General features: G+C 65.1%; 22 protein-coding genes. 8 read left to right on the plus strand and 14 right to left on the minus strand.

Features of this window, described 5'->3' with window-relative positions:
• Positions 1-18: 18 nt before the first annotated feature.
• From hutH to hutC, 4 genes are all read right to left on the minus strand, one after another.
• Positions 19-1,554, minus strand: coding sequence for a histidine ammonia-lyase (hutH, locus tag BM315_RS11870; RefSeq protein ID WP_090501161.1), 1,536 nt, complete (start codon positions 1,552-1,554; stop codon positions 19-21).
• Between the two features lie 2 nt (positions 1,555-1,556).
• Positions 1,557-3,233 carry a urocanate hydratase gene (gene hutU, locus BM315_RS11875; RefSeq protein WP_090501163.1) on the minus strand — a complete coding sequence of 559 codons (1,677 nt, stop codon included), beginning with the start codon at positions 3,231-3,233 and terminating at the stop codon, positions 1,557-1,559.
• Positions 3,234-3,520: 287 nt separating this feature from the next.
• Positions 3,521-4,111 (minus strand): HutD/Ves family protein, encoded by a 591-nt coding sequence (locus tag BM315_RS11880; protein WP_090501165.1) that lies wholly within the window; start codon positions 4,109-4,111, stop codon positions 3,521-3,523.
• On the minus strand, positions 4,108-4,860 hold the full coding sequence (gene hutC / locus BM315_RS11885; RefSeq protein ID WP_090501167.1) for a histidine utilization transcriptional repressor HutC: 753 nt from the start codon (positions 4,858-4,860) through the stop codon (positions 4,108-4,110). Before hutC ends, BM315_RS11880 begins: the two co-directional genes overlap by 4 nt.
• 93 nt (positions 4,861-4,953) lie before the next feature.
• Between hutC and BM315_RS11890 the strand changes: the two genes are divergently transcribed.
• Positions 4,954-6,318, plus strand: a complete 1,365-nt coding sequence (locus tag BM315_RS11890) for a formimidoylglutamate deiminase (RefSeq protein WP_090501171.1) — start codon at positions 4,954-4,956, stop codon at positions 6,316-6,318.
• Between the two features lie 177 nt (positions 6,319-6,495).
• Here the strand turns inward: BM315_RS11890 and BM315_RS11895 are convergent, their stop codons facing one another.
• From BM315_RS11895 to BM315_RS11910, 4 genes are read right to left on the minus strand one after another with little or no spacing between them, the layout of a single operon-like run.
• The gene (locus BM315_RS11895) at positions 6,496-7,056 is read right to left on the minus strand and encodes a lipocalin family protein (protein ID WP_090501172.1); all 561 of its coding nucleotides are present in this window, start codon (positions 7,054-7,056) and stop codon (positions 6,496-6,498) included.
• 9 nt (positions 7,057-7,065) lie between these two features.
• Complete coding sequence (locus tag BM315_RS11900; protein WP_090501174.1) at positions 7,066-7,320, minus strand: hypothetical protein; 255 nt, start codon at positions 7,318-7,320, stop codon at positions 7,066-7,068.
• A 58-nt stretch (positions 7,321-7,378) separates the two neighbouring features.
• Positions 7,379-7,981 carry a DUF924 family protein gene (locus tag BM315_RS11905; protein ID WP_090501178.1) on the minus strand — a complete coding sequence of 201 codons (603 nt, stop codon included), beginning with the start codon at positions 7,979-7,981 and terminating at the stop codon, positions 7,379-7,381.
• A 3-nt stretch (positions 7,982-7,984) separates the two neighbouring features.
• Positions 7,985-8,992 carry a class 1 fructose-bisphosphatase gene (locus tag BM315_RS11910; RefSeq protein ID WP_090501180.1) on the minus strand — a complete coding sequence of 336 codons (1,008 nt, stop codon included), beginning with the start codon at positions 8,990-8,992 and terminating at the stop codon, positions 7,985-7,987.
• Positions 8,993-9,300: 308 nt separating this feature from the next.
• Here BM315_RS11910 and BM315_RS11915 point away from each other — a divergent pair, with 308 nt between their 5' ends.
• Positions 9,301-9,702, plus strand: a complete 402-nt coding sequence (locus BM315_RS11915) for a YkgJ family cysteine cluster protein (protein ID WP_090501182.1) — start codon at positions 9,301-9,303, stop codon at positions 9,700-9,702.
• 8 nt (positions 9,703-9,710) lie between these two features.
• Here the strand turns inward: BM315_RS11915 and BM315_RS11920 are convergent, their stop codons facing one another.
• The 4 genes from BM315_RS11920 to thiI all read right to left on the minus strand — a co-directional run bounded on the left by BM315_RS11920 (position 9,711) and on the right by thiI (position 18,338).
• Positions 9,711-11,069 carry a DUF3999 domain-containing protein gene (locus BM315_RS11920; protein WP_090501183.1) on the minus strand — a complete coding sequence of 453 codons (1,359 nt, stop codon included), beginning with the start codon at positions 11,067-11,069 and terminating at the stop codon, positions 9,711-9,713.
• Entirely contained in the window at positions 11,066-14,644 is a 3,579-nt protein-coding gene (locus BM315_RS11925) for a DUF2339 domain-containing protein (protein ID WP_090501184.1), read from the minus strand. Before BM315_RS11925 ends, BM315_RS11920 begins: the two co-directional genes overlap by 4 nt.
• 257 nt (positions 14,645-14,901) lie before the next feature.
• Entirely contained in the window at positions 14,902-16,722 is a 1,821-nt protein-coding gene (gene typA, locus BM315_RS11930) for a translational GTPase TypA (protein ID WP_090501186.1), read from the minus strand.
• 161 nt (positions 16,723-16,883) lie between these two features.
• A complete protein-coding gene (thiI, locus tag BM315_RS11935) occupies positions 16,884-18,338 on the minus strand; it encodes a tRNA uracil 4-sulfurtransferase ThiI (RefSeq protein WP_090501189.1) in 1,455 nt (484 codons plus the stop codon).
• Positions 18,339-18,666: 328 nt separating this feature from the next.
• Here thiI and glnA point away from each other — a divergent pair, with 328 nt between their 5' ends.
• The 5 genes from glnA (at position 18,667) to ntrC (ending at position 24,218) form a co-directional block, all read left to right on the plus strand.
• Positions 18,667-20,073: a glutamate--ammonia ligase gene (glnA, locus tag BM315_RS11940; protein WP_090501191.1), complete on the plus strand. Its 1,407-nt coding sequence runs from the start codon at positions 18,667-18,669 to the stop codon at positions 20,071-20,073.
• Positions 20,074-20,245: 172 nt separating this feature from the next.
• Complete coding sequence (locus tag BM315_RS11945) at positions 20,246-20,803, plus strand: DUF4124 domain-containing protein (RefSeq protein WP_090501193.1); 558 nt, start codon at positions 20,246-20,248, stop codon at positions 20,801-20,803.
• A 2-nt stretch (positions 20,804-20,805) separates the two neighbouring features.
• Positions 20,806-21,420 (plus strand): DUF4124 domain-containing protein, encoded by a 615-nt coding sequence (locus tag BM315_RS11950; protein ID WP_090501195.1) that lies wholly within the window; start codon positions 20,806-20,808, stop codon positions 21,418-21,420.
• A 276-nt stretch (positions 21,421-21,696) separates the two neighbouring features.
• A complete protein-coding gene (glnL, locus tag BM315_RS11955) occupies positions 21,697-22,782 on the plus strand; it encodes a nitrogen regulation protein NR(II) (RefSeq protein WP_090501197.1) in 1,086 nt (361 codons plus the stop codon).
• The gene (gene ntrC / locus BM315_RS11960) at positions 22,779-24,218 is read left to right on the plus strand and encodes a nitrogen regulation protein NR(I) (RefSeq protein ID WP_090501199.1); all 1,440 of its coding nucleotides are present in this window, start codon (positions 22,779-22,781) and stop codon (positions 24,216-24,218) included. The genes glnL and ntrC overlap by 4 nt, the downstream gene beginning before the upstream one ends.
• 606 nt (positions 24,219-24,824) lie before the next feature.
• Here the strand turns inward: ntrC and BM315_RS11965 are convergent.
• Positions 24,825-25,265: a hypothetical protein gene (locus BM315_RS11965; protein WP_090501200.1), complete on the minus strand. Its 441-nt coding sequence runs from the start codon at positions 25,263-25,265 to the stop codon at positions 24,825-24,827.
• Between BM315_RS11965 and trmL the strand changes: the two genes are divergently transcribed.
• Complete coding sequence (gene trmL / locus BM315_RS11970; RefSeq protein WP_090501201.1) at positions 25,264-25,728, plus strand: tRNA (uridine(34)/cytosine(34)/5-carboxymethylaminomethyluridine(34)-2'-O)-methyltransferase TrmL; 465 nt, start codon at positions 25,264-25,266, stop codon at positions 25,726-25,728. The two genes, BM315_RS11965 and trmL, sit on opposite strands and share 2 nt — an antisense overlap.
• A 284-nt stretch (positions 25,729-26,012) precedes the next feature.
• Here the strand turns inward: trmL and secB are convergent, their stop codons facing one another.
• Complete coding sequence (gene secB, locus BM315_RS11975) at positions 26,013-26,504, minus strand: protein-export chaperone SecB (RefSeq protein ID WP_090501203.1); 492 nt, start codon at positions 26,502-26,504, stop codon at positions 26,013-26,015.
• Between the last annotated feature and the right edge of the window lie 26 nt (positions 26,505-26,530).

The following is a 26,530-nucleotide window of genomic DNA, read 5'->3' on the forward strand; positions in this document are numbered from 1 at the left end:
CTGTTCCTCCTCCGTTTCTCAGCCCTGCGACGGCAGCAACTGCGCCGGCAGCAGCGCACTCAGACAGCGCGAAGCCAGCAACTCGCTGGCCGCCTCGATATCCGGGGCGAAGAAGCGATCCTGCTCATAGTGGGCAACCCGCTCGCGCAGGGCGGCGCGGGCCTGCTCCAGTTTCGCCGAGGTCTTGCGCCCTTCGCGAAAGTCCAGGCCCTGGCAGGCGCCCAGCCACTCGACGGCGAGGATGCCGCGCACGTTGTCGGCCATCTCCCACAGGCGCTTGCCGGCGGCCGGCGCCATGGATACGTGGTCTTCCTGGTTGGCCGAGGTCGGCAGGCTGTCGACGCTGTGCGGATGGGCCAGCGCCTTGTTCTCGCTGGCCAGGGCGGCAGCGGTGACCTGGGCGATCATGAAGCCGGAGTTGACCCCGCCATTGGCCACCAGGAACGGCGGCAACTGCGACATGTGCTTGTCCATCATCAGCGAGATGCGCCGTTCGGAGAGCGCGCCGATCTCGGCGATGGCCAGGGCCAGGTTGTCGGCGGCCATGGCCACCGGCTCGGCGTGGAAGTTGCCGCCGGAGATCACGTCGCCCTCGGCGGCGAACACCAGCGGGTTGTCCGATACCGCGTTGGCCTCGACCCGCAGCACCTCGGCGACATGGCGCATCTGGGTGAGGCAGGCGCCCATCACCTGGGGCTGGCAACGCAGCGAGTAGGGATCCTGCACCTTGTCGCACTTTTCATGGGAGCGGGAAATCTCGCTGCTGGCGGTGAGCAGGTCGCGGTAGGCGGCCGCTGCATCGATCTGCCCGCGCTGGCCACGGGCGGCATGGATGCGTGCGTCGAAGGGCGAGCGCGAGCCGAGCATGGCCTCGACACTGAGGCTGCCGCAGACCAGCGCCGCGGCGTACAGATCCTCGGCGGCGAACAGGCCGCGCAGGGCATAGGCGGTGGACACCTGGGTGCCGTTGAGCAGCGCCAGGCCTTCCTTGGCCGCCAGGGTCAGCGGTTCGAGGCCGGCGATCGCCAGCGCCTCGCGCGCCGGCAGCCACTCGCCGCGATAGCGCGCCTGGCCCTCGCCGAGCAGCACCAGCGACATGTGCGCCAGCGGTGCCAGGTCGCCGGAGGCGCCGACCGAACCCTTGAGCGGGATGTGCGGGTAGACCTCGGCGTTGAGCAGGGCGAGCAGCGCATCGATCACCTTGCGGCGGATGCCGGAGAAGCCGCGGGCCAGGCTGTTGATCTTGAGCAGCATGATCAGGCGCACCAGGCCATCGTCGAGCGGCTGGCCGACGCCGGCCGCGTGCGACAGCACCAGCGAGCGCTGCAGGTTCTGCAGATCCCCACTGGCAATGCGGGTCGAAGCCAGCAGGCCGAAACCGGTGTTGATGCCGTAGGCGGTGCGGTTCTCGGCGAGGATCTGCTCGACGCAGGCGACGCTGGCCTCGATGGCCGCGGCGGCGCTCTCGTCCAGGCTGACGCTCACTGCGCCCTGGTGGACCTGGCGCAGTTGGGCCAGGCTCAGTTGGCCGGGCAGAATATTCAAGGTGTTCATGTTCAGAGTCCTTTAATCATCGGCAGGTTGAGGCCCTGCTCGTGGGCGCAATCGATGGCGATCTGGTAACCGGCGTCGGCGTGACGCATCACCCCGGTGGCCGGATCGTTGTTCAATACATTGGCGATGCGCGCGGCGGCCTCATCCGTGCCGTCGCAGACCACGACCATCCCGGAATGCTGGGAGAAGCCCATGCCGACCCCGCCGCCGTGGTGCAGCGAGACCCAGGTGGCGCCGCTGGCGGTGTTCAGCAGGGCGTTGAGCAGCGGCCAGTCGGACACCGCATCGGAACCGTCGGCCATCGCCTCAGTCTCGCGGTTGGGGCTGGCCACCGAGCCGGAGTCCAGGTGATCGCGGCCGATCACGATCGGCGCGCTCAATTCGCCACTGCGCACCATCTCGTTGAACGCCAGGCCGAGCTTGGCGCGCTGGCCCAGGCCGACCCAGCAGATCCGCGCCGGCAGGCCCTGGAAGGCGATGCGCTCACGGGCCATGTCCAGCCAGTGGTGCAGATGGGCGTCGTCCGCGATCAGCTCTTTGACCTTGGCGTCGGTCTTGTAGATGTCCTGCGGATCGCCGGACAAGGCGGCCCAGCGGAACGGGCCGATGCCGCGGCAGAACAGCGGACGGATATAGGCCGGGACGAAGCCGGGGAAGTCGAAGGCGTTGCTCACGCCCTCCTCCAGCGCCATCTGGCGGATGTTGTTGCCGTAGTCGAAGGTCGGCACGCCGAGCTGCTGGAAATCGAGCATGGCGCGCACGTGCACGGCCATCGACTGCTTGGCCGCCTTGACCACCGCCGCCGGCTCGCTCTGGGCGCGCTCGCGGTACTCGTCCCAGCTCCAGCCGATCGGCAGGTAGCCGTTGAGCGGGTCGTGGGCGCTGGTCTGGTCGGTGACCAGGTCCGGGCGCACGCCACGGCGCACCAGTTCGGGGAGGATCTCGGCGGCGTTGCCGCACAGGGCGATGGAGATCGCCTTGCCCTCGGCGCAATATTTCTCGAGGCGCGCCAGGGCGTCGTCCAGATCCTTGGCCTGCTCGTCGACGTAGCGGGTCTTCAGGCGAAAGTCGATGCGGCTCTGCTGGCACTCGATGTTCAGCGAGCAGGCGCCGGCCAGGGTCGCGGCCAGGGGCTGCGCGCCACCCATGCCGCCGAGGCCGGCGGTCAGTACCCAGCGGCCCTTGAGGTCGCCGGCGTAATGCTGACGGCCAGCCTCGACGAAGGTTTCATAGGTGCCCTGGACGATGCCCTGGCTGCCGATGTAGATCCAGCTGCCGGCGGTCATCTGGCCGTACATGGCCAGGCCCTTGGCATCCAGTTCGTTAAAGTGCTCCCAGGTCGCCCAGTGCGGCACCAGATTGGAGTTGGCGATCAGCACCCGCGGCGCGTTGCCGTGGGTCCTGAACACGCCGACCGGCTTGCCGGATTGCACCAGCAGGGTCTCGTCGTCGTTCAGCTTGGTCAGGCACTCGACGATCTTGTCGTAGCACTCCCAATTGCGCGCGGCGCGGCCGATGCCGCCATACACCACCAACTCCTTGGGGTTCTCGGCCACTTCCGGGTCGAGGTTGTTCATCAGCATGCGCAGCGGCGCTTCGGTCAGCCAGCTCTTGGCGGTCAACTGATTGCCGCGCGGGGCGCGGATTTCGATGTCGCGAAAACGGGTCGGGTTGCTCACAAGAAATCCTCCAGGGAAAGATCGCCGTCAGCCTGGCTATTGTTACGCGCTACGGCTGGGCATGCGCAGATCTAAACATGTATATACAGGTAAGATCAAGCAAGAATATCACCGTCCCATCGACAGCAGACCCATTGCATTCTGTAAGGATAGTTCCAGGCCCGTTGCAGCCATTGCGCGCACCCAGCCCAGCCATCGATGCTGGCAAGCGGGCCACAGGCTGGAACGGCAGCGAGCACGGCCGGCCGATCGGAAGAGCGGCGAGCGCATGACCTGGACAGAGGAATTTAGCGCGGGGTCAGTTCGATCAGGCAACAGTGGCCGGCATCCGCACCCCGCAACTGCAGCTCGGCCAGCTCGGCGTCCCGCTCGATGCGCAGGCAGTCGTAACGCTCCAGGCGTGCAGCGCCGCCCTCATCGAGGCGCACTTCGAGCGCCTGCGCGGCGCTGAACACCAGCACGACAGGCGCCGAACTGAACAGCCGCTGCGGCCGCTCCAGGGCCAGCCACTGCAGGCGCGCCGCATAGCGCTGCGGCGCATAGATCAGATTGAAATCGCGAATGGCGCCACCGAGCAGCTGGCACTCGACTCGACTGTTGCCGGAAAAGGCGAAGGGATCGAACGGCAACAAGGGCCGCGAGAGCGCGCCGTCGACCTGCAACTGCATGCCGTCGCCTTCCAGCACGCCGATGATGCGCTGGTAGCCGGTGAACGCGGAGAAGCCACCCGACTCGCCGATATCGGCGATCGACAGGCGCCAGCCGAAGCCGTCCAGGCCTTCGCCTTGGTCACGGGCGATTTCCAGGGTACTGCCCGCGCCGTTCTTCCACGGCATGCGCGGGTAGTCGGCCGCGCGCAGGATCTGTATCCGCCTCATGAGCTGAAACGCCCCTCCAGACGATGGCGCGAGCCGGGATGCAGCAGGCGCGCCGAGGTCACGGCCTGCGACCCCGACCAGGTGCGCCGGCGGATCAGCAGGCAGGGCTCGCCGCGCTCGATCTGCAACAGGCGGCATTCTTCGGCATCGGCGAGGATCGCCTCGACCACATGCTCGCCCTCGGTCAGCGGCGCGACCCGCGACAGGTAGGCATAGGGGGTCAGCTGGGTGAAGTCCTGCTTGAGGTAATCCGGCGCCACCGCCGCATTGACGTAGCGGTCCTCGAGCTGCACCGGCACCTCGTTCTCGTAATGCACGATCAACGAATGGAAGACCTTCTGCCCTTCGCGCAGATCCAGCGCCATGGCCCGCTCCGGGTTGGCCAACTCCTCGCCCAGGCGAATCAGCTTGCTCTGATGCCGATGACCGCGGGCAGCGATCTCGTCGGCAATGTTGTTCACCGCGAACAGCGCCGAACGGCCCTTGGGCTCGGCGACGAAGGTGCCCACCCCCTGCATGCGCAGCAGCAGACCGTCATTGGTCAGCTCGCGCAGGGCGCGGTTGATGGTCATGCGGCTGAAGCCCAGCTGCTCCACCAGCTCGCTTTCCGAGGGCACCCGGTGATGCGCCGGCCAGGCGCCACTGTGGATCTGCTGGACGATCATCTGCTTGACCTGGGCATATAGCGGCGCCGGCGCCTCACTGAGCTGAGCGGCAAGCGCGGATGGCTTCGAGAATGCTTTTGTCATGTATTTCCCCTTGTCGCCTGACCGGCAGTTTACCCGCGCCACAAACACCTGTATATGTATATACAAATAAATACCAGCAGCTGGATACGCATTATGCCCGCATTCTTCGCCCCCCGCGCCCTGCTCGCCCACGGCTGGGCACACAACGTCCGCCTGGAAGTCAGCGCCTCCGGCAGCCTGGAAAGCATCAGCGTCGACGGCTCGGACGCCGGCGCCGAGCGCCTGCGCGGCCCGCTGCTGCCGGGCATGCCCAACCTGCATTCGCACGCCTTCCAGCGCGCCATGGCCGGCCTCGCCGAAGTGGCCGGCAACCCCAACGACAGCTTCTGGACCTGGCGCGAACTGATGTACCGCCTGGTCGGCCAGCTCAGCCCCGAACAGATCGAGGTCATCGCCCGCCAGCTGTATATCGAGATGCTCAAGGCCGGCTACACCTCGGTCGCCGAATTCCACTATGTGCACCATGACCCGCAGGGCCAGGCCTATGCCGATCCGGCCGAACTGGCCCTGCGCATCAGCCAGGCCGCCCTGGATGCCGGCATCGGCCTGACCCTGCTGCCGGTGCTCTACAGCCATTCCGGCTTCGGCGGTCAGCCGGCAAATCAGGGGCAGCGTCGCTTCATTCACAGCAGCGACAGCTACCTGGCCCTGCAGCAGCGCCTGCAGCCACTGCTCGAACAGCGCCCGGCGCAGCGCCTGGGCCTGTGTTTTCATTCGCTGCGCGCGGTCACCCCGCAACAGATCGAGACGGTGCTAGCCGCCGCCGACAGCGACAGCCCGATCCATATCCATATCGCCGAACAGCAGAAGGAAGTCGACGACTGCCTGGCCTGGAGCGGCCGCCGCCCCCTGCAATGGCTGTACGAGCACGCGCCGGTGGATCAACGCTGGTGCCTGGTGCACGCCACCCATGCGCAGGCCGACGAAGTCAGCCTGATGGCGCGCAGTGGCGCCGTAGCCGGGCTGTGCCCGAGTACCGAGGCCAACCTCGGTGACGGCATCTTCCCGGCGGTGGATTTCCTCGCCCAGGGCGGGCGCCTGGGCATCGGTTCGGACAGCCACGTCTCGGTCAACATGGCCGAAGAGCTGCGCTGGCTGGAATACGGCCAACGCCTGCGCGACCAGCGCCGCAACCGGCTCTACCGCAGCGATCAGCCGCTGATCGGCCGCAGCCTGTACGACGCGGCCCTGAGCGGCGGCGCCCAGGCGCTCGGCCAGTCGGTGGGGGTGCTGGCGCTCGGCAAGCGCGCCGACTGGCTGGTGCTCGATGGCGACGACCCTTACATCGCCACGGCCAGCGACGATGCCCTGCTGGGCCGCTGGCTGTTCGCCGGCAGCGAGCGACAGATCCGCGATGTCATGGTCGGCGGGCGCTGGGTGGTGCGTGACCGCCAGCATGCCGGAGAGCTGGAAAGCGCCCAGGCCTTCGCCCGGGTGCTGCGCGAACTGCTCGGTTAACCGCATCAGCAACCTGGCAGCGACGTTGGTCCGCGCACACGCCAACCCCGTAGCCCAGATAAGCGCCAGCGCAATCCGGGAGCGGCTTTTCAGGCGCCAGACTTCCCCCGGATTGCATCCGGGCTAAAAAACGCTCTTTGGGTTTAAGTGAACGGCATTGCCCTGGCGGGGCATATTTCAGGGAGGGGGCAGTTTGTCGTCTGGCGTGCGCCAGATCAGCGCATCGGTGTCGTAGCCTTGGCCACGCGCGACTTCCAGCAACTTGTCGAGCAGGGCCGGCGCTACGTGCGGGGTACGCGCCAGCAACCACAGGTAGTCGCGGTTCGGGTGGCCGACCAGCGCAGTCTGGTAATCGTCATCCAAATAAAGCACCCAATACTCGCCCTTGGCGACGCCCGGCAGCAGGCGGCTGAACCAGTTATCGAAGCGCACCCACAGCTTGTCAGTCTTGCCCGCCAGCTGCGGCACGGCCTGCCCCTTGGCCTCCTGCCACTCACCCTCGAGGGTGCGACAACGATTGGTCACCTCGACACGGCTATCGTCCTGCAGATCATAACGCGCCTCGGATTGCGCGCAGTTTCGCTGGAAGAACATCGGCAGTCGCGCCAGCTCGTACCAGGTGCCCTGATAACGCTGCAGATCGACCTGGTCGACGGTTGTCGGCGGCACTACCCCGGTACCGGAGTTGGCGCAACCTGCCAGCACTGCAACGGCTAACAGCCCCGCAAATACACGCATTGCCACTCCTTACTTCAGACCCTTGCCCGAGAACATCACCACCTGGTCGCCGGCGTACTGCACGCTGATGAAACTCTGCTCGTCGCCCCAGGTGCAGCTGGTGATGCCCAAGGCGCCCGCGCACTCGCTGGGCGCGCCGAGCAACTGTTCGACCTCTGGCTTGCTCATCCCGGCCCTGAGCTTGGAATAATTGTCCTGATTGACCTTGCTGCAGGCAGCCAGCAGCAGACAACACAACAGCACGGCGAAATAGCGCAACGACATGGCGCGGGCTCCAGAATTGAAAGGGGGAACAAACTAGCAGCAGTTGCCCGATTGGACGTCAGAAACGCGAGCCGGGTTCCTGCAGGAAGGCCAACTCTTGCGCGGTCGAGGGCCGACCAAGCGCGGCATTGCGATGGGGAAAGCGCGCGAACCGGGCAATCACCTGGCGATGCCGCTCGGCGTAGTCCAGGTAATTGGCAAACAGGGGTTTTTCGCTGTCCGCGGCGACGGACAACAGGCGGGTGAAGCGGCGCACCGCCTCGTCCTGCAGGAGCAGATCCTCGGCGTGCTCCAGCACCAGGTAAATGAACACCCGCTGCAGCGGCGTCAGCGCCTCTTCCCGTTCCTCGTCCAGCCCGGCGAGCACCAGTTGCCGGGCTCGCTCGTCACCGGCGAAGGCCCGCGGGCTGTCGCGAAAAATCATCCGCGGCAACTGGTCCAGCAGCAGGATCAGCGCCAGCCAGCCGTGCGGCGAATCCGTCCAGGCATCCAGCTCGCCGGCCAGCGCCTGCGCCACCAGCCCGCCAAAGCGCTCACGCGCCTCGGCATCCTGGCTGTCCTGCTTGCCAAACCACAGCGCGGAACGCGCCGCAGCCACCTCGGCAGCCGTTGTCCCGCTACCGAACCACCAGTCGAGCAAGGGCTGCCACGGTTTGTTCATGGCTCACTCCTGGTGGTAGGCGGTCACGCGCTCGACTTCTTCCTTGGAGCCAAGAAAGACCGCCACACGCTGGTGCAGGGAGGTTGGCTGGATATCGAGAATGCGCTGGCTGCCATTGGTCGCAGCGCCTCCCGCCTGTTCGATGATGAAGGACATCGGATTGGCTTCGTACATCAAGCGCAGCTTGCCCGGTTTTTCCGGCTCGCGGCTGTCGCGCGGGTACATGAACAGACCGCCCCGGGTGAGGATGCGGTGCACGTCGGCAACCATGGAGGCGATCCAGCGCATGTTGTAGTTCTTTTCCAGCGGCCCGGTCTCGCCGGCCAGCAACTCGCCGACATAACGCTGCACCGGTGCTTCCCAGTGGCGCTGGTTGGACATGTTGATGGCGAATTCCTGGGTGGTTTCCGGCACCCGGATGTCGTCGTGGGTCAGGACGAAGCTGCCCAGCTCGCGGTCCAGGGTGAAACCCTTGACGCCATTGCCCAGGGTCAGCAGCAGCATGGTCTGCGGGCCGTAGATCGCATAACCGGCGGCGACTTGCTCGGTACCGGGCTGGAGGAAGGCCTCCTCGCCGAGATCACCGCATTCGCCATTACGGTCGGGGCAGCGCAATACCGAGAAGATGGTGCCGACCGAGACGTTGACGTCGATGTTGGAAGAGCCGTCCAGCGGGTCGAATACCAGCAGGTAGGCGCCTTTCGGGTAGCGCCCGGGAATCTGGTAGGCGTTGTCCATTTCTTCCGAGGCCATGCCGGCCAGGTGACCGCCCCACTCGTTGGCCTCCAGGAGGATCTCGTTGGACAGCACATCGAGCTTCTTCTGCACTTCGCCCTGCACGTTCTCGGTTTCCATGCTGCCGAGCACGCCACCCAGGGCACCCTTGGACACCTGATGGCTGATGGCCTTGCAGGCCCGTGCCACCACTTCGATAAGGAAACGCAGATCGGCGGGAGTGTTATGGCTGCGGGTCTGTTCGATCAGATAGCGGCTCAGGGTAACGCGGGACATGGATGGCTCCGGGAAGGAAAGAAATCGTGCGCAGTTTAACCCTTTACAGGCCGCAGCGCCTCCGCCCCGGGATGGGTGGAGCGCACAAGCCGGTATTCGGGGCGCTCAGCAATTGCGAAAACAGCCAACGCCAACGCAAGAGCGACTCCAAGCGTTCGCGGCAAGGCACGCAGACAGACAGCCCCTGCAGCAGCCAAACCGCACTGGCCACCGGCAAGGAAAACCGACCAGCCGGCAGATGTTGGTTCACAAATCCGCCAAGGCCGCTATCATCGCCCGCCGCCCAGCCATTACGCGCCCGTAGCCCCATGAAGAACAACCTGATCGCCGCCGCCGAACTCGACCGCCTGGACACCTGGGCCAAATACACCAGCGACATGTGCCACAGCTGCATGTCCAGCTGCTGCACGCTGCCGGTCGAGGTGCGCATCGGCGACCTGATCCGCATCGGCGTGGTCGACGACTTCGAGCGCGGCGATCCGCCGAAGAATATCGCCAAGCGCCTGCAGAAAGAGGGCATCGTCGAGCGTTTCAACCAGAAGTCGGGGATCTTCACCCTGATTCGCATGAGCAACAACGACTGCCTGTACCTGGACCGCAAGACGCGCCTGTGCACCATCTACGACAAGCGCCCGGACACCTGCCGCAACCATCCGAAGGTCGGCCCGCGCCCCGGCTACTGCGCGTACAAGCCCAAAGCGCTGAGCTGAAGCACGCCTCAGGATGCGCTGGGTCTGGCGCGCAACAGGCTCCAGGCCATCAGCAGCAGCAGGCCGACCCCGGCGAGCAACACGGCCCACAGCCCCAGGCGCTGCCAGTCCCGGCCTGGCGCCTGCCCGGTGCCTGCAGTTGCCTCGAGCAGGGGCGCCGCGGTCGCCACGCCCAGGGCTGCCAAACGCTGATCGTCGTAGCCGGGTATCAGGGTGCTCAGCGGCAGGTTCGCCGCGCTGCCCGTCGCCTTGCCGGTGGCCAGCACATAGGGCGGTGCGCCGCGGGCGAGGAACACCAGCTGGGTCGCGCGGATGCCGACCCGGATGCTCGGCGCGGCACTGCCCAGGCCGCCGCCGCGCTCATCCACCCGCAGGCGTAACTGCTGCACTGGCACGCCGTGCAGCTCCAGCTCATCCTGCAGCACCTCCTGGCCATCCTGCGGCAGACGGTAGAGCAGGCCGCGCGCCAGTGGCTGCCACTGCACCTTGCCCTCGCGCCGACCCGTGACGCTCACCGGCGCCAGGGTGTTGGCCTCGGCCAGTTCGACCCGCACACGCTGCAGCGGCAGCGCCAGGGGCAGGTCCCAGCGGTACTCGCCGGCCTTGGCGCTGCTCGGCGACAGATCAGCCGACCAGCTCAGGGCCGCCGGCCTGTCGCCGCCGCCACTCAGCAGCCGCGCGGACAACAGCTGCGGCGCTTGCCGGGGACTGCTCCAGAGCAGGCGCAGGTAACGCGCTGACTGGCCCGGCAGGCGCACTTCGCGCTGATCGATGCGCTCGTCGGCAAACGACAGTCGGGCAATCTGCCCTTCGCCCCAGGCCCGCCAGTGCTGCAGGTCATCGCTGGCCTCGATGCTGAAACGCTGGAAGCCTTCGCGCTCGGCGCTCCAATCGAGAATCAGTTGGTGCAGCGGCGCCTCTATGCCGCTGGTGTCGAGCAACCAGCCGCGCAGCACCTCTTCAGCGGCATGCGGCGCATCGTCGTCCAGCACCTCGACCAGGGTGCCGCCGCTGCTGCGCCGCACCCGCACGCCGGGGCTCTGCTCGGCATGCAGCGGGCCACGCAGGGGGAACCACTTCACCGCGCTGTCCTGTTGCGTCTCGCGCTCGCGGGCACCGCCCTGGATCAGGGCATAGGCCTGCGCCTCGCCATCGCCGTTGAACACCCGCAGGTCACGCAGGTCGGCGTGACGCGCGGCCAGATGCACGGCCATCGGCAGTTCCAGGCGATACCAGGGGCCCTCGCCACTCAGGCTCAGCGGCACCTGGACGGCATAGTCACCGAGGTTTTCCTGCCCCAGCGCCAGCGGCGCAACCAGGGCCAGCCACGCCAACAGCCAGCCACGCACACCGATCAACCCACTCATGCCTGCACCTGCTCAGTTGCGGGCGCCGACTGCCGGGGCGGCAGCGGCGCGAAATAGCCGACGATCAACAGCAACACGCCCACGCCGATAAAGGAGACGATGCGCTCCAGGCCGTCCTGGTTGCCCAGCTCGACGAAGAATAGCTTGGCCACCACCACGCCGATCAGGGCCGCGCCGACCAGCCACAGCTCGCGCCGGCCACGCAGGTGGCCGACGATCATCAGCGGCAGGGCGATCAGGGTCCAGACGATGGACAAGCCCGCCTGCACCAGCATCGACTCGAGCAGCGCCTGCAGCTGGTAGGGCACCCCGCCCCAATGGTGGGCCGCACGCAACACCGCCGCCGTCAGCAGGGCAAACAGCGAAACGCCGGCCAGCAGCTGGGGCAACTGGCCGCGCAGCACAGTTGCCAGACCGAGTTGCGCCAGGGCGCTGCGCAGCCACTGGAAAAGCGCGAACAGGCTGATCAGCAAACCCAGCTCCAGCGGGTTGAGCAGAGGCAGATAAGGCAAAGGCTCGGCGGCGCCATCGCTGGCGATATTGGCCAGCCAGAACCAGGCCAGCATCGACAGCGCCAGCGGCGTCGCGGCCCACAGGCGGTACTCGCGTGGATAGGCCGCTACCGGCCAGGGCCACTGCCGCGGCGCCGCCATCAGCAGCAGATACAGGCTCGGCAGCAGCGCCCAACCCAGCCAGCGCCAGGCGTTGTAGTGCTGCGCCAGCAGATAAAGCAGGTAGCGCAGTTCCAGAGCCAGCACCCCGAGGATCAGCCAGCAGCCCAGCACATGGGCGGCGCTCAGCGCCCCGGCCGGCAGCAGATCGCCCAGGCGCCGCAGCGCCAGCAGATGCACGGCCAGCAGCGCGCCCCAGCCGAGCCAGCCGAAGTCCGCCAGCGGGTGATACTCGAGGTGCCAGGCGGACAGCAGGATGACCGCGGCCACCGGCACCAACAATGTGCACAACAGCGCCATGGCCCGCCACTGCACCCGCACGGCAACCAGCAGCCACAGCGCCACACTCAGGGCCGCGCCCAGCAGCAACAGCGGCGCCTGCAGCGCGGGCGCGGCGAGGCGGAGGATTTCGCCGGCCAGGCTCAGCGCCCACCAGCCACCGCCCCAGACCAGCAACAGCTGCGACAAGCGCTGCAGACTCAAGGCTGGCAGCGCACTGCCCTGCTCGCGACGCGCCACCCGCTGCAGGCACCAGGCGCCGATCAGGGCGGCGATGGCCAGCACCGCCGGGGTCCAGAACCCGGCATGGGCCAGCGGGCGCAGGCCTTCGCTGCCGAGCGGGGCGAACAGCAGCGGACTGGCGACCAGGAAGGACAGGCCGCCGAACACCTGCAGCAACAGGCCGAAGACGAAACCGGCGCACTGCTGCAACTGCAGGCTGAGCCAGACGATCAACAAGCCGCTAGCGCCCCAGACCGCGCTGGCACTCTGCCAGGGCAGGACGAACAGCACCGCCAGATTGACGAACAGCAGGCCGATCAGCAGGACCGCCGACAGCCCGCGCATCAGCCGCCTATCGCGGCTGACCTGGCGATCGCACGCCGCCAGCAACATGCCGCCGATCAGCGCCAGGCCGATCAGCGAGGCGCTCAGCAAGCCTCGCCAACCGGCGCCATACGCCCCGGAGCCGATGCCCGAGGCCGCATCCAACTGCAACAGGAACAGCGCACCGCCGAGCAACTGCACGGCAAAGGCGCTGAACAGGAAAGTCCGCGACTGCAGGCGCAGACCGATGAACAGGGTGACCAGCCCGGCCAGGGCCCAGCTGATCGCCGTGGCCTCGGCGTTGAAACACAACGGCGCAAGCAGGTAGAGAAACGCCAAACCGGCGCAGGCCAACACCGGCAAGCCGCGCCGCTCCCAGGCCGAGGTCTGCTCTTCACCCGCCTGGCGCAGCCTGTAGAAACTGAACAGCAAGGCCGCGCCGAGCATCAGCGCACCCAGCGCCGGGCCGGCCAGCAGGCTGTCCGACCCTGGGCGCAGCTCGCCGAGGAAGGCCAGCGCCGCGCCCGCCTGCAACAACAGGGCAAAGGCGCGGGCCAGGCGGCGCCCTTGACGCAACCCCAGCCAGAAGATACCGGCCCCTTCCACCGCCCAGGCGGCCGAGGTCCAGCGCGCATCCAGGCCCAGGGGAATCGTCAGGCTGGCGAACACCACCCCCAGTGCCAGGCAGGTTTCCACCAGCAGCAGGGCGCGGCCTTCCGTACGCCTGGCCAGCAGCAGCGCCAGGCCCATATAGAACAAGCCCAGCGCCAGCGCGCTGAAGGCGGCGGCGAACTCGAGGTGCTGCACCAGGGCGAACTGCAGGCCGAAGCCCACCAGCGGCGGACCGAACAACGTGGTCGCATCGACATAATCGCCCTGGCGCGCCGCCCAGCGCAGCCGTTCAGCGCGACCCTCGGGCGCCGCTCCGGCCTCGCCCAGCTTGCGCCGGGCGAACAACAAGCCGATGGCCACGTACATCAGCAAGAACAGCAACAGGAACGGTTCGGTGCTGCCCAGCAATTCCGGGGTGTAGGAACGCAGGCCCCAGGCGAAACCGATGCCGAAGGTGCCGACGAAGCCGATCAGGTTGAGCAGGCGCCAGGTCTTGAACCAGGCGATGGCCAGGATGGCGCCGTTGAGCAGGACAAAATAGCTGAACAGCGCGACATGGTTGCCGCTGCCGGTCGAGGTCAGGATAGGCGCGGCAAAGCCGCCGAGCGCAGCCGCGGCCGCCAGCCCCAGGGCGTTCTGCGTCACCGCCAGAATCGCCGAGCAGAGGGTCACCAGCAACAGCAGGGCGAACGCCTGCGCCGGCGCGAGCAGCGGATGCAGGCGCATCGCGGCGAAGATCGTCAAGTACAACACGGCAATGCCCGCACCCTGCAACATCAGGCCGTAGTTCGGGTTGCGCAGGCGCAACCACCAGCCCAGGCCGAGCAAGGCGATGGCACTGGCCGCAACCCCGGCGTAACGCAGTTGCAGCGGCACCACCATGCCTTCGGTGGCGTAGCGCAGGAGGAAGGCCAGGCCGAGAAACAGCAGCAGCACGCCGACGCGCAGCACCGTATTGCCACCGAACAGCCAGGCGCGGGCCCGGGCGATGGCGCGTTCGAGCAGCGAAGGTTCGCGTGGCTTTGCCTGCCTGCGCGGAGCGGGCGCGGCACCTGGTTGCTCCGCCGCCCGGGTCCATGCGTCGCGACTGCCCGGCGCAGGCTCGGGTTCGGCTTGCGCGAGAATCTCCGGCGGCAGCTCCCAGGTCAGTTCCGCCTCGGCTGCAGCCTCGGCGGCAACGGGCGCCATCTCGGCCGCCGCCGCCCCGGCCGCTGGCGTCTCATCCGCCGCCGCAGACTGCGCCTCGACCTTGAGCAGCCGCGCATGGATGGCCTGGGTACCCTGCTCGAAGCGCTCGCCAAGGCTTTTCAGCTGCTTCGCCAGCTCGGCGTTGCGTGCTTGCAGTTCCCTGAGCTTGAGCGCCTGGGCCACAGCCAGGCCGACCAAGCCAGCCAACAGCGCACCCGTCAGCGACTCCGCAACCAGAGCCCCCAGCACCAGCCCGACCAGCATGAAGATCCATTGCATGCAGTGCGTTCCCAATCAGATAAACCAGCAATCCCGCGCGTCCAGGCAATGCCAGGTGGCGGCAGTATAGAAGCCCGTCCGATGCTTACCCAGAGAGACGCCTGCATGACACATCACAGGCACAGAAAATATTCAGTCAGCGAAAGGAATGACCAGCCGACGGACGTCGACAACAAGCGCCGGGGCTCTGCGACAGTCACAAAAAAGCCCCCGCCAACTCACGCTGGCGGGGGCTTTTCAGTCAGCGGGCCTTAGGATCAGGCCTTGGCTTTCTTCGCGGCGCGGCTGCGCTCGCCTTCGTCGAGGATCTTCTTGCGCAGACGAATCGACTTCGGCGTCACTTCACAGAGCTCGTCGTCCTGGATGAACTCCAGCGCCTGTTCCAGGGTGAAGCGAACCGGCGGCACCAGGGCGATGGTTTCGTCTTTACCCGAAGCACGCATGTTGTCGAGCTTCTTGCCCTTGGTTGGGTTGACGCCCATGTCGTTGTCGCGGCTGTTCAGGCCGACGATCTGACCGTTGTAGATTTCCTGGCCGTGCTCGACGAACAGCTTGCCGCGCGCCTGCAGGGTTTCCAGGGAATAGGTCAGGGCCTTGCCGGTATCGATGGAGACCAGTACGCCGTTCTGACGACCGGACATGTCGCCGGACTTCATGGTGTCGTAACGATCGAAGATCGAAGTCAGGATGCCAGCACCGTTGGTCAGGGTCAGGAACTGGTTGCGGAAACCGATCAGACCGCGAGCCGGGATGTTGTATTCCAGACGCACACGGCCCTTGCCATCCGGCACCATGTTGGTCAGGTCGCCCTTGCGCAGGCCCATCTCTTCCATGACTTTGCCCTGGGATTCTTCCGGGGTGTCGATGGTGACGTTCTCGAAGGGTTCCTGCTTGACGCCGTTGACCGTACGAATGATTACTTCCGGACGGCCAACGCCCATTTCGAAGCCTTCGCGACGCATGGTTTCGATCAGTACCGAGAGGTGCAGCTCACCACGGCCGGAGACCTTGAACTTGTCGGCGCTGTCGCCTTCTTCGACACGCAGGGCCACGTTGTACAGCAGCTCCTTGTCCAGACGCTCCTTGATGTTGCGGCTGGTGACGAACTTGCCTTCCTTGCCGCAGAACGGCGAATCGTTGACCTGGAAGGTCATGGATACGGTCGGCTCGTCGACGGTCAGCGGCTTCATCGCCTCGACGTTGTTGATGTCGCACAGGGTGTCGGAGATGAACAGCTGGTCCATGCCGCTGACGCAGACGATGTCGCCGGCGGTGGCTTCTTCAACATCGATGCGGTGCAGGCCGTGGTGACCCATCAGCTTGAGGATGCGACCGTTGCGCTTCTTGCCTTCGGCGTCGATGGCGACCACCGGGGTGTTCGGCTTGACGCGGCCACGGGCGATACGGCCCACACCGATAATGCCGAGGAAGCTGTTGTAATCCAGTGCCGAGATCTGCATCTGGAACGGACCGTCGATATCGACCTGAGGGGACGGCACGTTGTCGACGATCGACTGGTACAGCGGGGTCATGTCTTCGGCCATGTCGGTGTGATCCAGACCGGCGATGCCGTTCAGGGCCGAGGCGTAGACGACTTTGAAGTCCAGCTGTTCTTCGGTGGCGCCGAGGTTGTCGAACAGGTCGAAGATCTGATCCAGCACCCAGTCCGGACGCGCGCCCGGACGGTCGACCTTGTTGATCACCACGATCGGACGCAGGCCGGCTTCGAAGGCCTTCTTGGTCACGAAGCGGGTTTGCGGCATCGGGCCGTCCTGGGCGTCGACCAGCAGCAGCACCGAGTCGACCATCGACATCACGCGCTCGACTTCACCGCCGAAGTCGGCGTGGCCGGGGGTGTCGACGATGTTGATGTGGTAGCCGTTCCAGTTGATCGCGGTGTTCTTCGCCAGAATGGTGATACCGCGCTCTTTTTCCTGGTCGTTGCTGTCCATCACGCGCTCATCGTTGAGCTCGTTGCGCTCGAGGGTGCCGGACTGGCGCAGGAGCTTGTCCACCAGGGTGGTCTTACCGTGGTCGACGTGGGCGATGATGGCGATGTTGCGTAGATTTTCGATCACTGGTGTATCTCGATCAGAGGATTCGGTTTGCCGCATAGTCTACGCGGCGGATATTAACTAAATACGAATTCGGCCAGACGGTGCAAAAGCGCAGCGGCTTTTACCCCGCCTGCAGGTCGGGAGGGCGATGGCGGATGCTGCCGCCATTCAACCCGGGCGTCTTATGCCGGACGATAAACGCGCACATTGGCATACCCCTCGCTAAGCAGGTGGTGGGCATGCAAACGACTCATGACGCCCTTGTCGCAATACAGCAGGTATTGGCGATTGGCATCCAGTTCCTTGAAACGGCTGTTCAGGGCATAGAACGGCAGCGTTTGCACTTCGATACCGGGCAGCTCTAGCGGCTGCTCTTCGGCGTTATCCGGGTGACGGATGTCGATGATGACATGACTGGCCAGGGCCTCGCTGACTTCCTCGACCTTGACGTCCTTGCCCAGCTCGTCGATCACCTTGTCGATCGGCAGCAAGGTCGCGCGCTCGAGGGCACGCTGGAGAACCGCCATATCGAACTGACGCTCCTCATGTTCGATGCGTTCTTTCTTCGCCCGGGTGGTCGGGTTCACCGAGATCACGCCGCAATACTCCGGCATGTGCCTGGCGAACTCGGCGGTGCCGATGGCGCTGGCGGTGTCGATGATGTCCTGCTTGTGACTGGCGATCAGCGGGCGCAGCACCAGCATGTCGGTGGCCGAATCGATCACCGAGAGGTTGGGCAGGGTCTGGCTGGAGACCTGGGAAATCGCCTCGCCGGTGACCAGGGCGTTGATCTCCAGCTTCTCGGCCATATGGGTGGAGGCGCGCAGCATCATGCGCTTGAGGATCACGCCCATCTGGCTGTTGTCGACCTTGCCGAGAATCTCGCCGAGCACTTCCTCGAAGGGCACGCTGATAAACAGCACGCGCTGGGAACGGCCGAACTTCTGCCACAGGTAATGGGCCACTTCCATCACGCCCAACTCGTGGGCACGGCCGCCGAGGTTGAAGAAGCAGAAATGGGTGACCAGACCGCGGCGCATCATCTGATAGGCGGCGACCGTGGAATCGAAACCGCCGGACATCAGCACCAGGGTCTGCTCCAGCGAACCCAGCGGGTAACCGCCCAGGCCCTGATGCTGGTTATGGATGACGAACAGGCGCTGGTCGCGGATCTCCATGCGCACTTCGACTTCGGGCTGCTTCAGGTCGATTCCGGCGGCGCCGCATTGCTGGCGCAACTGGCTGCCGACATAGCGCTCGACATCCATGGAGCTGAACGCATGCTTGCCGGCACGCTTGCAGCGCACGGCGAAGATCTTGCCCGGCAGCTTGTCGGCGAAGTGCAGCTTGCATTTATCCAGCACGTCGTCGAAGTCGCCCAGCGGGTATTCGTCGACCTGGAGGAAATGGGTGATGCCCGGCGTGCAGCTGAGCCGCTCGATCATCGCCTGCAGGGTTTTCGCCTCGCTGACCCGGGTCTCGACTTCCAGGTTGTCCCACACACCGCTGACCAGCAGCTGCGGATCGAGATCGCGCAGCACCGAGCGGATGTTCTTCGCCAATTGCCGGATAAAATGCTTACGCACCGGCCGGCTTTTGATGGTGATTTCTGGAAAGACTTTAACGATCAGTTTCATTAAAACGGCGCATGCCGAGACGGCTAAAAAACAGGGGCGCGGATTATAGCGGAAATTGTGCAAGCTTTGACCAAAAATACCGCCACCCAGATAAATGCACCTTATTAGTGCAGCAATAATGCGATAAGGTCCATTTTGGTGCGCAAAACATCGCCCCGGTGATTCGCAGGCCTCGCCACCCTTGAGTTTCAGCCGCTTAACCCATTCTTGTGCACTGGCATGCAATTTGCTCTCTTGTGAGGCAGGTTATCCTGGCGGACTATCGCGCCCGGCCGCACCCTATTATCGAGGGCTCACCATTCAGAGCCTTATCCACCTGGAGGACAGCATGTCGAAGTCGATTCAACTGATCAAAGAACACGACGTGAAGTGGGTTGACCTGCGCTTCACCGACACCAAGGGCAAACAGCACCACGTGACCATGCCGGCACGCGATGCCCTGGACGAAGACTTTTTCGAAATCGGCAAGATGTTCGATGGTTCTTCCATACATGGCTGGAAAGGCATCGAAGCCTCCGACATGATCCTGCTGCCGGTCGACGAAACCGCCGTACTCGACCCGTTCACCGAAGAACCGACCCTGATCCTGGTCTGCGACATCATCGAGCCGAGCACCATGCAGGGCTACGACCGCGACCCGCGCTCGATCGCCAAGCGCGCCGAGGAATACCTCAAGTCCACCGGTATCGGCGACACCGTATTCGTCGGCCCGGAGCCCGAGTTCTTCATCTTCGACGAAGTGAAGTTCAAGTCGGACATCTCCGGCTCGATGTTCAAGATCTACTCCGAACAAGGTTCCTGGATGTCCGACCAGGACGTCGAAGGCGGCAACAAGGGCCACCGTCCAGGCGTCAAAGGCGGCTACTTCCCGGTTCCGCCGTTCGACCACGACCACGAAATCCGTACTGCCATGTGTAATGCCATGGAAGAAATGGGCCTGGTCATCGAAGTGCACCACCACGAAGTGGCGACTGCCGGTCAGAACGAAATCGGCGTGCAGTTCAACACCCTGGTGGCCAAGGCTGACGAAGTTCAGACCCTGAAGTACTGCGTACACAACGTCGCCGACGCCTACGGCAAGACCGCTACCTTCATGCCCAAGCCGCTGTATGGCGACAACGGCTCGGGTATGCACGTGCACATGTCGATCAGCAAAGACGGCAAGAACACCTTCTCCGGCGAAGGCTATGCCGGCCTGTCCGATACCGCCCTGTACTTCATCGGCGGCATCATCAAGCACGGCAAGGCCCTGAACGGCTTCACCAACCCGTCGACCAACTCCTACAAGCGTCTGGTTCCGGGCTTCGAAGCGCCGGTCATGCTGGCCTACTCGGCACGCAACCGTTCGGCCTCGATCCGTATCCCGTACGTGTCCAGCCCGAAAGCCCGCCGCATCGAGGCACGCTTCCCGGATCCGGCTGCCAACCCGTACCTGGCCTTCGCAGCACTGCTGATGGCCGGCCTGGACGGCATCCAGAACAAGATCCACCCGGGCGATGCCGCCGACAAGAACCTGTACGACCTGCCGCCGGAAGAAGGCAAGCTGATCCCGCAGGTCTGCGGCAGCCTGAAAGAAGCCCTGGAAGAGCTGGACAAGGGCCGCGCCTTCCTGACCAAGGGCGGCGTGTTCTCCGACGACTTCATCGACGCTTACCTGGAGCTGAAGAGCGAAGAAGAAATCAAGGTGCGCACCTTCGTTCACCCGCTGGAATACGACCTGTACTACAGCGTCTAAGCCTGCAGGCAAGACAAGAGGCCACCTTCGGGTGGCCTTTTTTGTGGCCGCTCAGCGAACGCTTGCGCCGAGCAGCCAATTTGTTGCGCCAGTCCTAATTGCCACACCAGCGCCCTTGCCAGCGCGCCCCGCCAATGCAAGTCTTAGCCCTACATCCACCGGGAGTCTGGCCATGCGCCGAATACTCACCTGCCTGCTGTTGGTCCTGGCCGTGCCGGCCAGCGCACAGATCTACAAGTACACCGACGCCAACGGCAACACGGTGTTTACCGACCAGCCACCGGAAGGCCAGGCGGCACAAAGCATCGAGCTGCCAACCACCAACACGGTGGAGATGTCCGCACCGAGCGTACCGCCCAGCGGCAGCCACGAGGACGAGCAGACAGCGCCCTATAGCACCCTGCAACTCACCGACCTGCCCAGCGCTGAAGCCCTGCGCGCGAACGACGGCACCTTCAGCGTCGGAGTCGAACTGCAGCCACGCCTGGCGACCGGCCACCGCCTGCGCCTGCTGCTCGATGGCCAGCCCTACGGCCAGCCGAGCAATGTGCCGCGCCTGCAGTTGACCAATATCGACCGTGGCGAGCACAGCCTGGCGGTCGAGGTACTGAGCGGCGATCAGCCGATCCAACAGAGCGCCAGCGTCAGCTTCACCGTGCAGCGGGTCAATACCGGCAGCCCGGCACTGCGCCCGCCGCCACCGCCGCCAACTCCAAAACCGGCACCCTGACCATGCGCGGCCTGCTGCTCTGCCTGCTCCTGGCTGGCCTGCCGGCCGCCGCCCAGGTCTATACCTACGTCGACGCGGACGGCAACCGCGTTTTCACCGACCGCCCCGCCAGCGACAATGCCGAACGCATCGAACTGCCTCCAACCAACAACATGAGTTTGCCCGCCAGCACAACCCCAGCGCCCGTGGCAGAACCCCGAACACCTGCACCGTCCTACCAGATGCTGCGCATTCTGCTGCCGCAGCCCGACGTGACCATCCGCGACAGCGCCGGCAACCTGATCGTCACCGCCACCAGCGAGCCGGCACTGCACAGCGGACACAGCTTTCGCCTGCTGCTCGATGGCCAGGCGGCAGGCACAAGCGGACGCAGCCCGGTTTTTTCGCTGGAGAATATCGACCGCGGCACCCATCAACTGGCAGTGGAAATCATCGACAGCCAGGGCCGCATCCTGGAGCGCACCCCGAGCCAGCCACTGCACATGCTGCGCATCTCCCTGGCGCAGAAACGCCTGGTCAAACCCTGCAAGAAAGGCGATTACGGCGTGCGCGCGGAATGCCCACTCAAGGACAAACCAGCGGAAAAGAAAGATATTCCCTTCGTGCCCTTTATTTAGGCGAAGCTGTCGCACCATATTGGTGCGCTACGCCGTATCACGGACTATGCTTTCCCTGTTTTGGTTCGCTCAGCCTCCCGAGCACCGAACCGAAACGCCCCCAAGTCGCCGCCCCGGCTTATTCCACGGGCCTTTTCGGGGCTTTGGTTTGCTTCTTGCATTTTCCTGCTGCATTGCCGGAAGCCTTAAGGTCCGCTGACATTTCGTCACGGCCGCGACGGTGGTCCGTTTGGCGCAGCAACGCGGCTCACGGCGCAACCTCAGCTGAGCCCATATATGACTATCAATGACGCACTGCACCGCCTGCTGCTCGACAACCTGACCACCGCCACCCTGCTGCTCAACGCCGACCTGCGCCTCGAGTACATGAATCCGGCGGCGGAAATGCTCCTGGCCGTCAGCGGCCAGCGCAGCCACGGACAATTCATCAGCGAGCTGTTCACCGAATCGAGCGAGGCCCTGAGCGCCCTGCGCCAGGCGGTCGAGGAGGCGCATCCGTTCAACAAACGCGAGGCCGTGCTGACCGCCGTCACCGGCCAGACCCTGACCGTCGATTACGCGGTGACGCCGATCCTCAATCGCGGCGAAACCCTGCTGCTGCTGGAGGTGCACCCACGCGACCGGTTGCTGCGCATCACCAAGGAAGAGGCGCAGCTGTCCAAGCAGGAAACCACCAAGATGCTGGTGCGCGGCCTGGCCCACGAGATCAAGAACCCGCTCGGCGGCATTCGCGGCGCCGCCCAGTTGCTCGCCCGCGAACTGCCGAACGAGGACCTCAAGGACTACACCAACGTCATCATCGAAGAGGCCGACCGCCTGCGTAACCTGGTCGACCGCATGCTCGGTTCGAACAAATTGCCGGCGCTGGCGCTGGCCAACGTGCACGAGGTGCTGGAGCGGGTCGGCAGCCTGATCGAGGCGGAAAGCCAGGGCAGCATCATTTTGGTGCGCGATTACGACCCGAGCATTCCCGACGTATTGATCGATCGCGAGCAGATGATCCAGGCCGTGCTCAATATCGTGCGCAACGCCATGCAGGCCATCGGCTCGCAGAACGAACTGCGCCTGGGCCGCATCACCCTGCGCACCCGCACCCTGCGTCAATTCACCATCGGCCATATCCGCCATCGCCTGGTGGCCCGCCTGGAAATCATCGACAACGGCCCCGGCATCCCTGCCGAACTGCAGGACACCATCTTCTACCCCATGGTCAGCGGGCGTGCCGACGGCACCGGGCTGGGCCTGGCGATCACCCAGAACATCATTAGTCAGCATCAGGGCCTGATCGAGTGCGAGAGCCATCCTGGTCACACCGTGTTCTCGATCTTCCTGCCGCTTGAACAAGGAGTAACGCCGTCATGAGTCGCAGTGAAACCGTATGGATCGTCGACGACGACCGCTCCATCCGCTGGGTGCTGGAAAAAGCCCTGCAACAGGAAGGCATGACCACCCAGAGCTTCGACAGCGCCGACGGCGTCCTCGGCCACCTCAGCCGCCAGCAGCCGGACGTGATCGTCTCGGACATCCGCATGCCCGGCTCCAGCGGCCTGGAACTGCTGGCGCGGATCCGCGAGCTGTACCCGCGCCTGCCGGTCATCATCATGACCGCCCATTCCGACCTGGACAGCGCAGTGGCGTCCTATCAGGGCGGCGCCTTCGAGTACCTGCCCAAGCCGTTCGACGTCGATGAAGCGGTCTCCCTGGTCAAGCGCGCCTATCAGCACGCGCAGGAGCAGCAAGGTCTGCAGACGCCCGTCGAGCAGCCGCGCACCCCGGAAATCATCGGCGAGGCGCCGGCCATGCAGGAGGTGTTTCGCGCCATCGGCCGGCTCTCCCACTCCAATATCACCGTGCTGATCAACGGCGAATCCGGCACCGGCAAGGAGTTGGTCGCCCACGCCCTGCACCGCCACAGCCCGCGGGCCGCCTCGCCGTTCATCGCACTGAACATGGCGGCGATCCCCAAAGACCTGATGGAATCCGAGCTGTTCGGCCACGAAAAAGGCGCCTTCACCGGCGCCGCCAACCAGCGTCGCGGGCGCTTCGAGCAGGCCGACGGCGGCACCCTGTTCCTCGACGAAATCGGCGACATGCCGGCCGACACCCAGACCCGCCTGCTGCGCGTGCTGGCCGATGGCGAGTTCTACCGGGTCGGCGGCCACACCCCGGTCAAGGTCGACGTGCGGATCATCGCCGCCACCCACCAGAATCTGGAAACCCTGGTGCAGGACGGCAAGTTCCGCGAGGATCTGTTCCATCGCCTCAACGTGATCCGCATCCACATCCCGCGCCTGGCCGACCGCCGCGAAGACATCCCGACCCTGGCCCGCCACTTCCTCGCCCGCGCCGCGCTGGAACTGGCGGTCGAGCCCAAGCTGCTGAAAAGCGAGACCGAGGGCTATCTGCGCAACCTGCCGTGGCCGGGCAACGTGCGCCAGCTGGAAAACACCTGCCGCTGGATCACCGTGATGGCCTCAGGGCGCGAGGTGCATATCGACGACCTGCCCCCGGAACTGCTCAGCCAGCCGCAGGACAGCGCCCCGGTGAGCAACTGGGAGCAAGCCCTGCGCCAATGGGCCGACCAGGCCCTGGGCCGCGGCCAGTCCGACCTGCTCGACAGCGCCGTACCGGCCTTCGAGCGGATCATGATCGAAACCGCGCTCAAGCACACCGCCGGCCGCCGCCGCGACGCCGCCCTGCTGCTGGGCTGGGGCCGCAACACCCTGACCCGCAAGATCAAGGAACTGGGCATGAAAGTCGACAGCGCCGACGACGACGACGACAGCGACGACAGCTGAACACCAGCTGGATATGCAAGAACGGGCCGCTGGCCCGTTTTTCATTGGCCATGTGCCCGGTTAGAAGGCTATCGGCATTCCTGCGTGAGCGGGCCTATCTGCGAAATCGGCGGTTACCGCCGCTCCCATCAAACAAGCTGTATGTCATTGATTTTATGGGTACGACATTCCTTGTGGGAGGGGCTTTAGCCGCGAAAGCTTTCGGAGCCCCCACAAAAAACATCGCGGCTAAAGCGGAACGCCGCCCGGCCCCTCCCACAGGTACCCACAAGCCGCTAGGCACAATTGCCTCCAATTTGCTGCGCGACAGCACGGCGTCTGAACGACGGGGGGATCTCCTACGCAGCCACGGTCATTTCCACGCAGGGTCTGCCACAGCTTGCGCGGTTGATGGCCTGCGGATTTGCGCCCTGACAATGCACCATCCGTGCGCCCTGCACCGCCAAGACTCACCAAGCTGCTCATCGGGTAGCCTGGCAAAAGGGCTGAAGCCCAGTATTTTCAAGCCCTGCAAGCATCGTAATAAAACTGGCACACAGTCTGCATATGCTTAAGCAATCCCAGTTTCGGGGACCTTGGTACAGGCAGGCCGGGGATTCCCCTCTTTTATTCGTAGACCAGGCTGACCCTCAGCCGCCAGCGCCCGTCCAGCTCCTCGGCGTGCCACTCGCCGCGCAGCGGGCGGACCGCCACCACGCGCAACAGCAAGTCCCGCCCCTCGCGCCGCAGCCGCCAATTGACCACCTTGCCCTGCAGACGCAATTGCCCCTGCTGCTCGCGGCCCAGGCTCTCGACCCGCAGGAAAAACGCCCCCTCGATATGACCGGCACGCACCTTCGGCTCGACGTTGAACCACAGCTGCAACCCCTGCTCCGCCACCTCGACACTGGCCAGCCGCAGCGGGTCGGGCTGCAGCAAGCGACCGATCATCAGGCCGATCAGAAAACCGAACAGCGCCAGGGAGCCAATCACCCGCACCCAGGGACGCGGCCGCGGACCCGGATCAGGAGTAGAATGCCGAGCGTCTTCAGGCTTGGAGCCGAGCATGTTTCACGTGATCCTCTTTCAACCGGAAATTCCACCGAATACCGGCAACATTATCAGGCTCTGCGCCAACAGCGGCTGCCACCTGCACCTGATCGAGCCGCTGGGCTTCGAGCTGGACGACAAGCGCCTGCGCCGCGCCGGCCTCGACTACCACGAGTACGCCAGCCTGCAGCGCCATGCGGATCTGCCCAGCTGCCTGGAGAGTCTCGGCCAGCCGCGTGTCTTCGCCTTCACCACCAAAGGCGCCCAGCTCTATCACCAGGTGCGCTACCAGCCCGGCGACGCCTTCCTGTTCGGCCCGGAAAGCCGTGGCCTGCCCCAGGACATCCGTGATGGCCTGCCCGCCGAGCAGTGCCTGCGCTTGCCGATGCGCGCAGGCTGTCGCAGCCTGAATTTGTCCAATACCGTGGCGGTGGCGGTCTACGAGGCCTGGCGCCAGCAGGACTTTGCCATGCCCGCCTGAGGCAACGGCGCCATGCCGTCCTGCCAATAAAAGGCCATGTCCCAATGATGTGTTGCATGGGGGGTTCAGACCTGAACCCTTCTCGCAGAGGCGGCAATGGGTGGGGTGCGCCGTGCGCACCAACGCAGGCGACGAATCACTGGTACGCACGGCCTAGACGGCCCCGCGCACCCTACGGACCTAGGCCATCTCAAACTTAGTGACGACAGCCGAACGCAACACGCTATTGGGACAGATCCAATAAAAAACGCCCCGTAGGGCGTTTTCCAGACAGCCGCGCTGCCTCAGTGAGCCGGAGCCTGCTCGCCGGCCTGCTGCTGAATGCGCTGCAGCTCTTGCGCGTAGAGCGCGTCGAAGTTCACCGGCGCCAGCATCAGAGCCGGGAAGGAGCCACGCACCACCAGGCTGTCCAGGGTTTCGCGCGCGTACGGGAAGAGGATGTTCGGGCAGAACGCGCCCAGGGTGTGGCTCATGGAAGCGGCGTCCAGGCCCTTGACCAGGAAGATCCCGGCTTGCTGGACTTCGGCGATGAAGGCAGTTTCCTCGCCATTCTTCACGGTGACCGAGAGGGTCAGCACCACTTCATGGAAGTCGCCATCGAGCGACTTCTGCCGGGTGTTCAGGTCCAGGGCAACGCTCGGCGTCCATTCCTTGCGGAAAATTTCCGGGCTCTTCGGCGCCTCGAAGGACAGGTCGCGGACATAGATGCGCTGCAGGGAAAACTGCGGATTCTGTTCGCCCTGGGCGGCGGCGCCGTTGCTAGCTTGTTCAGTCATGGCAAAGCCTTCTTGTCGTGGGTACT

Source organism: Pseudomonas borbori (assembly GCF_900115555.1).
Taxonomy (GTDB): domain Bacteria; phylum Pseudomonadota; class Gammaproteobacteria; order Pseudomonadales; family Pseudomonadaceae; genus Aquipseudomonas; species Aquipseudomonas borbori.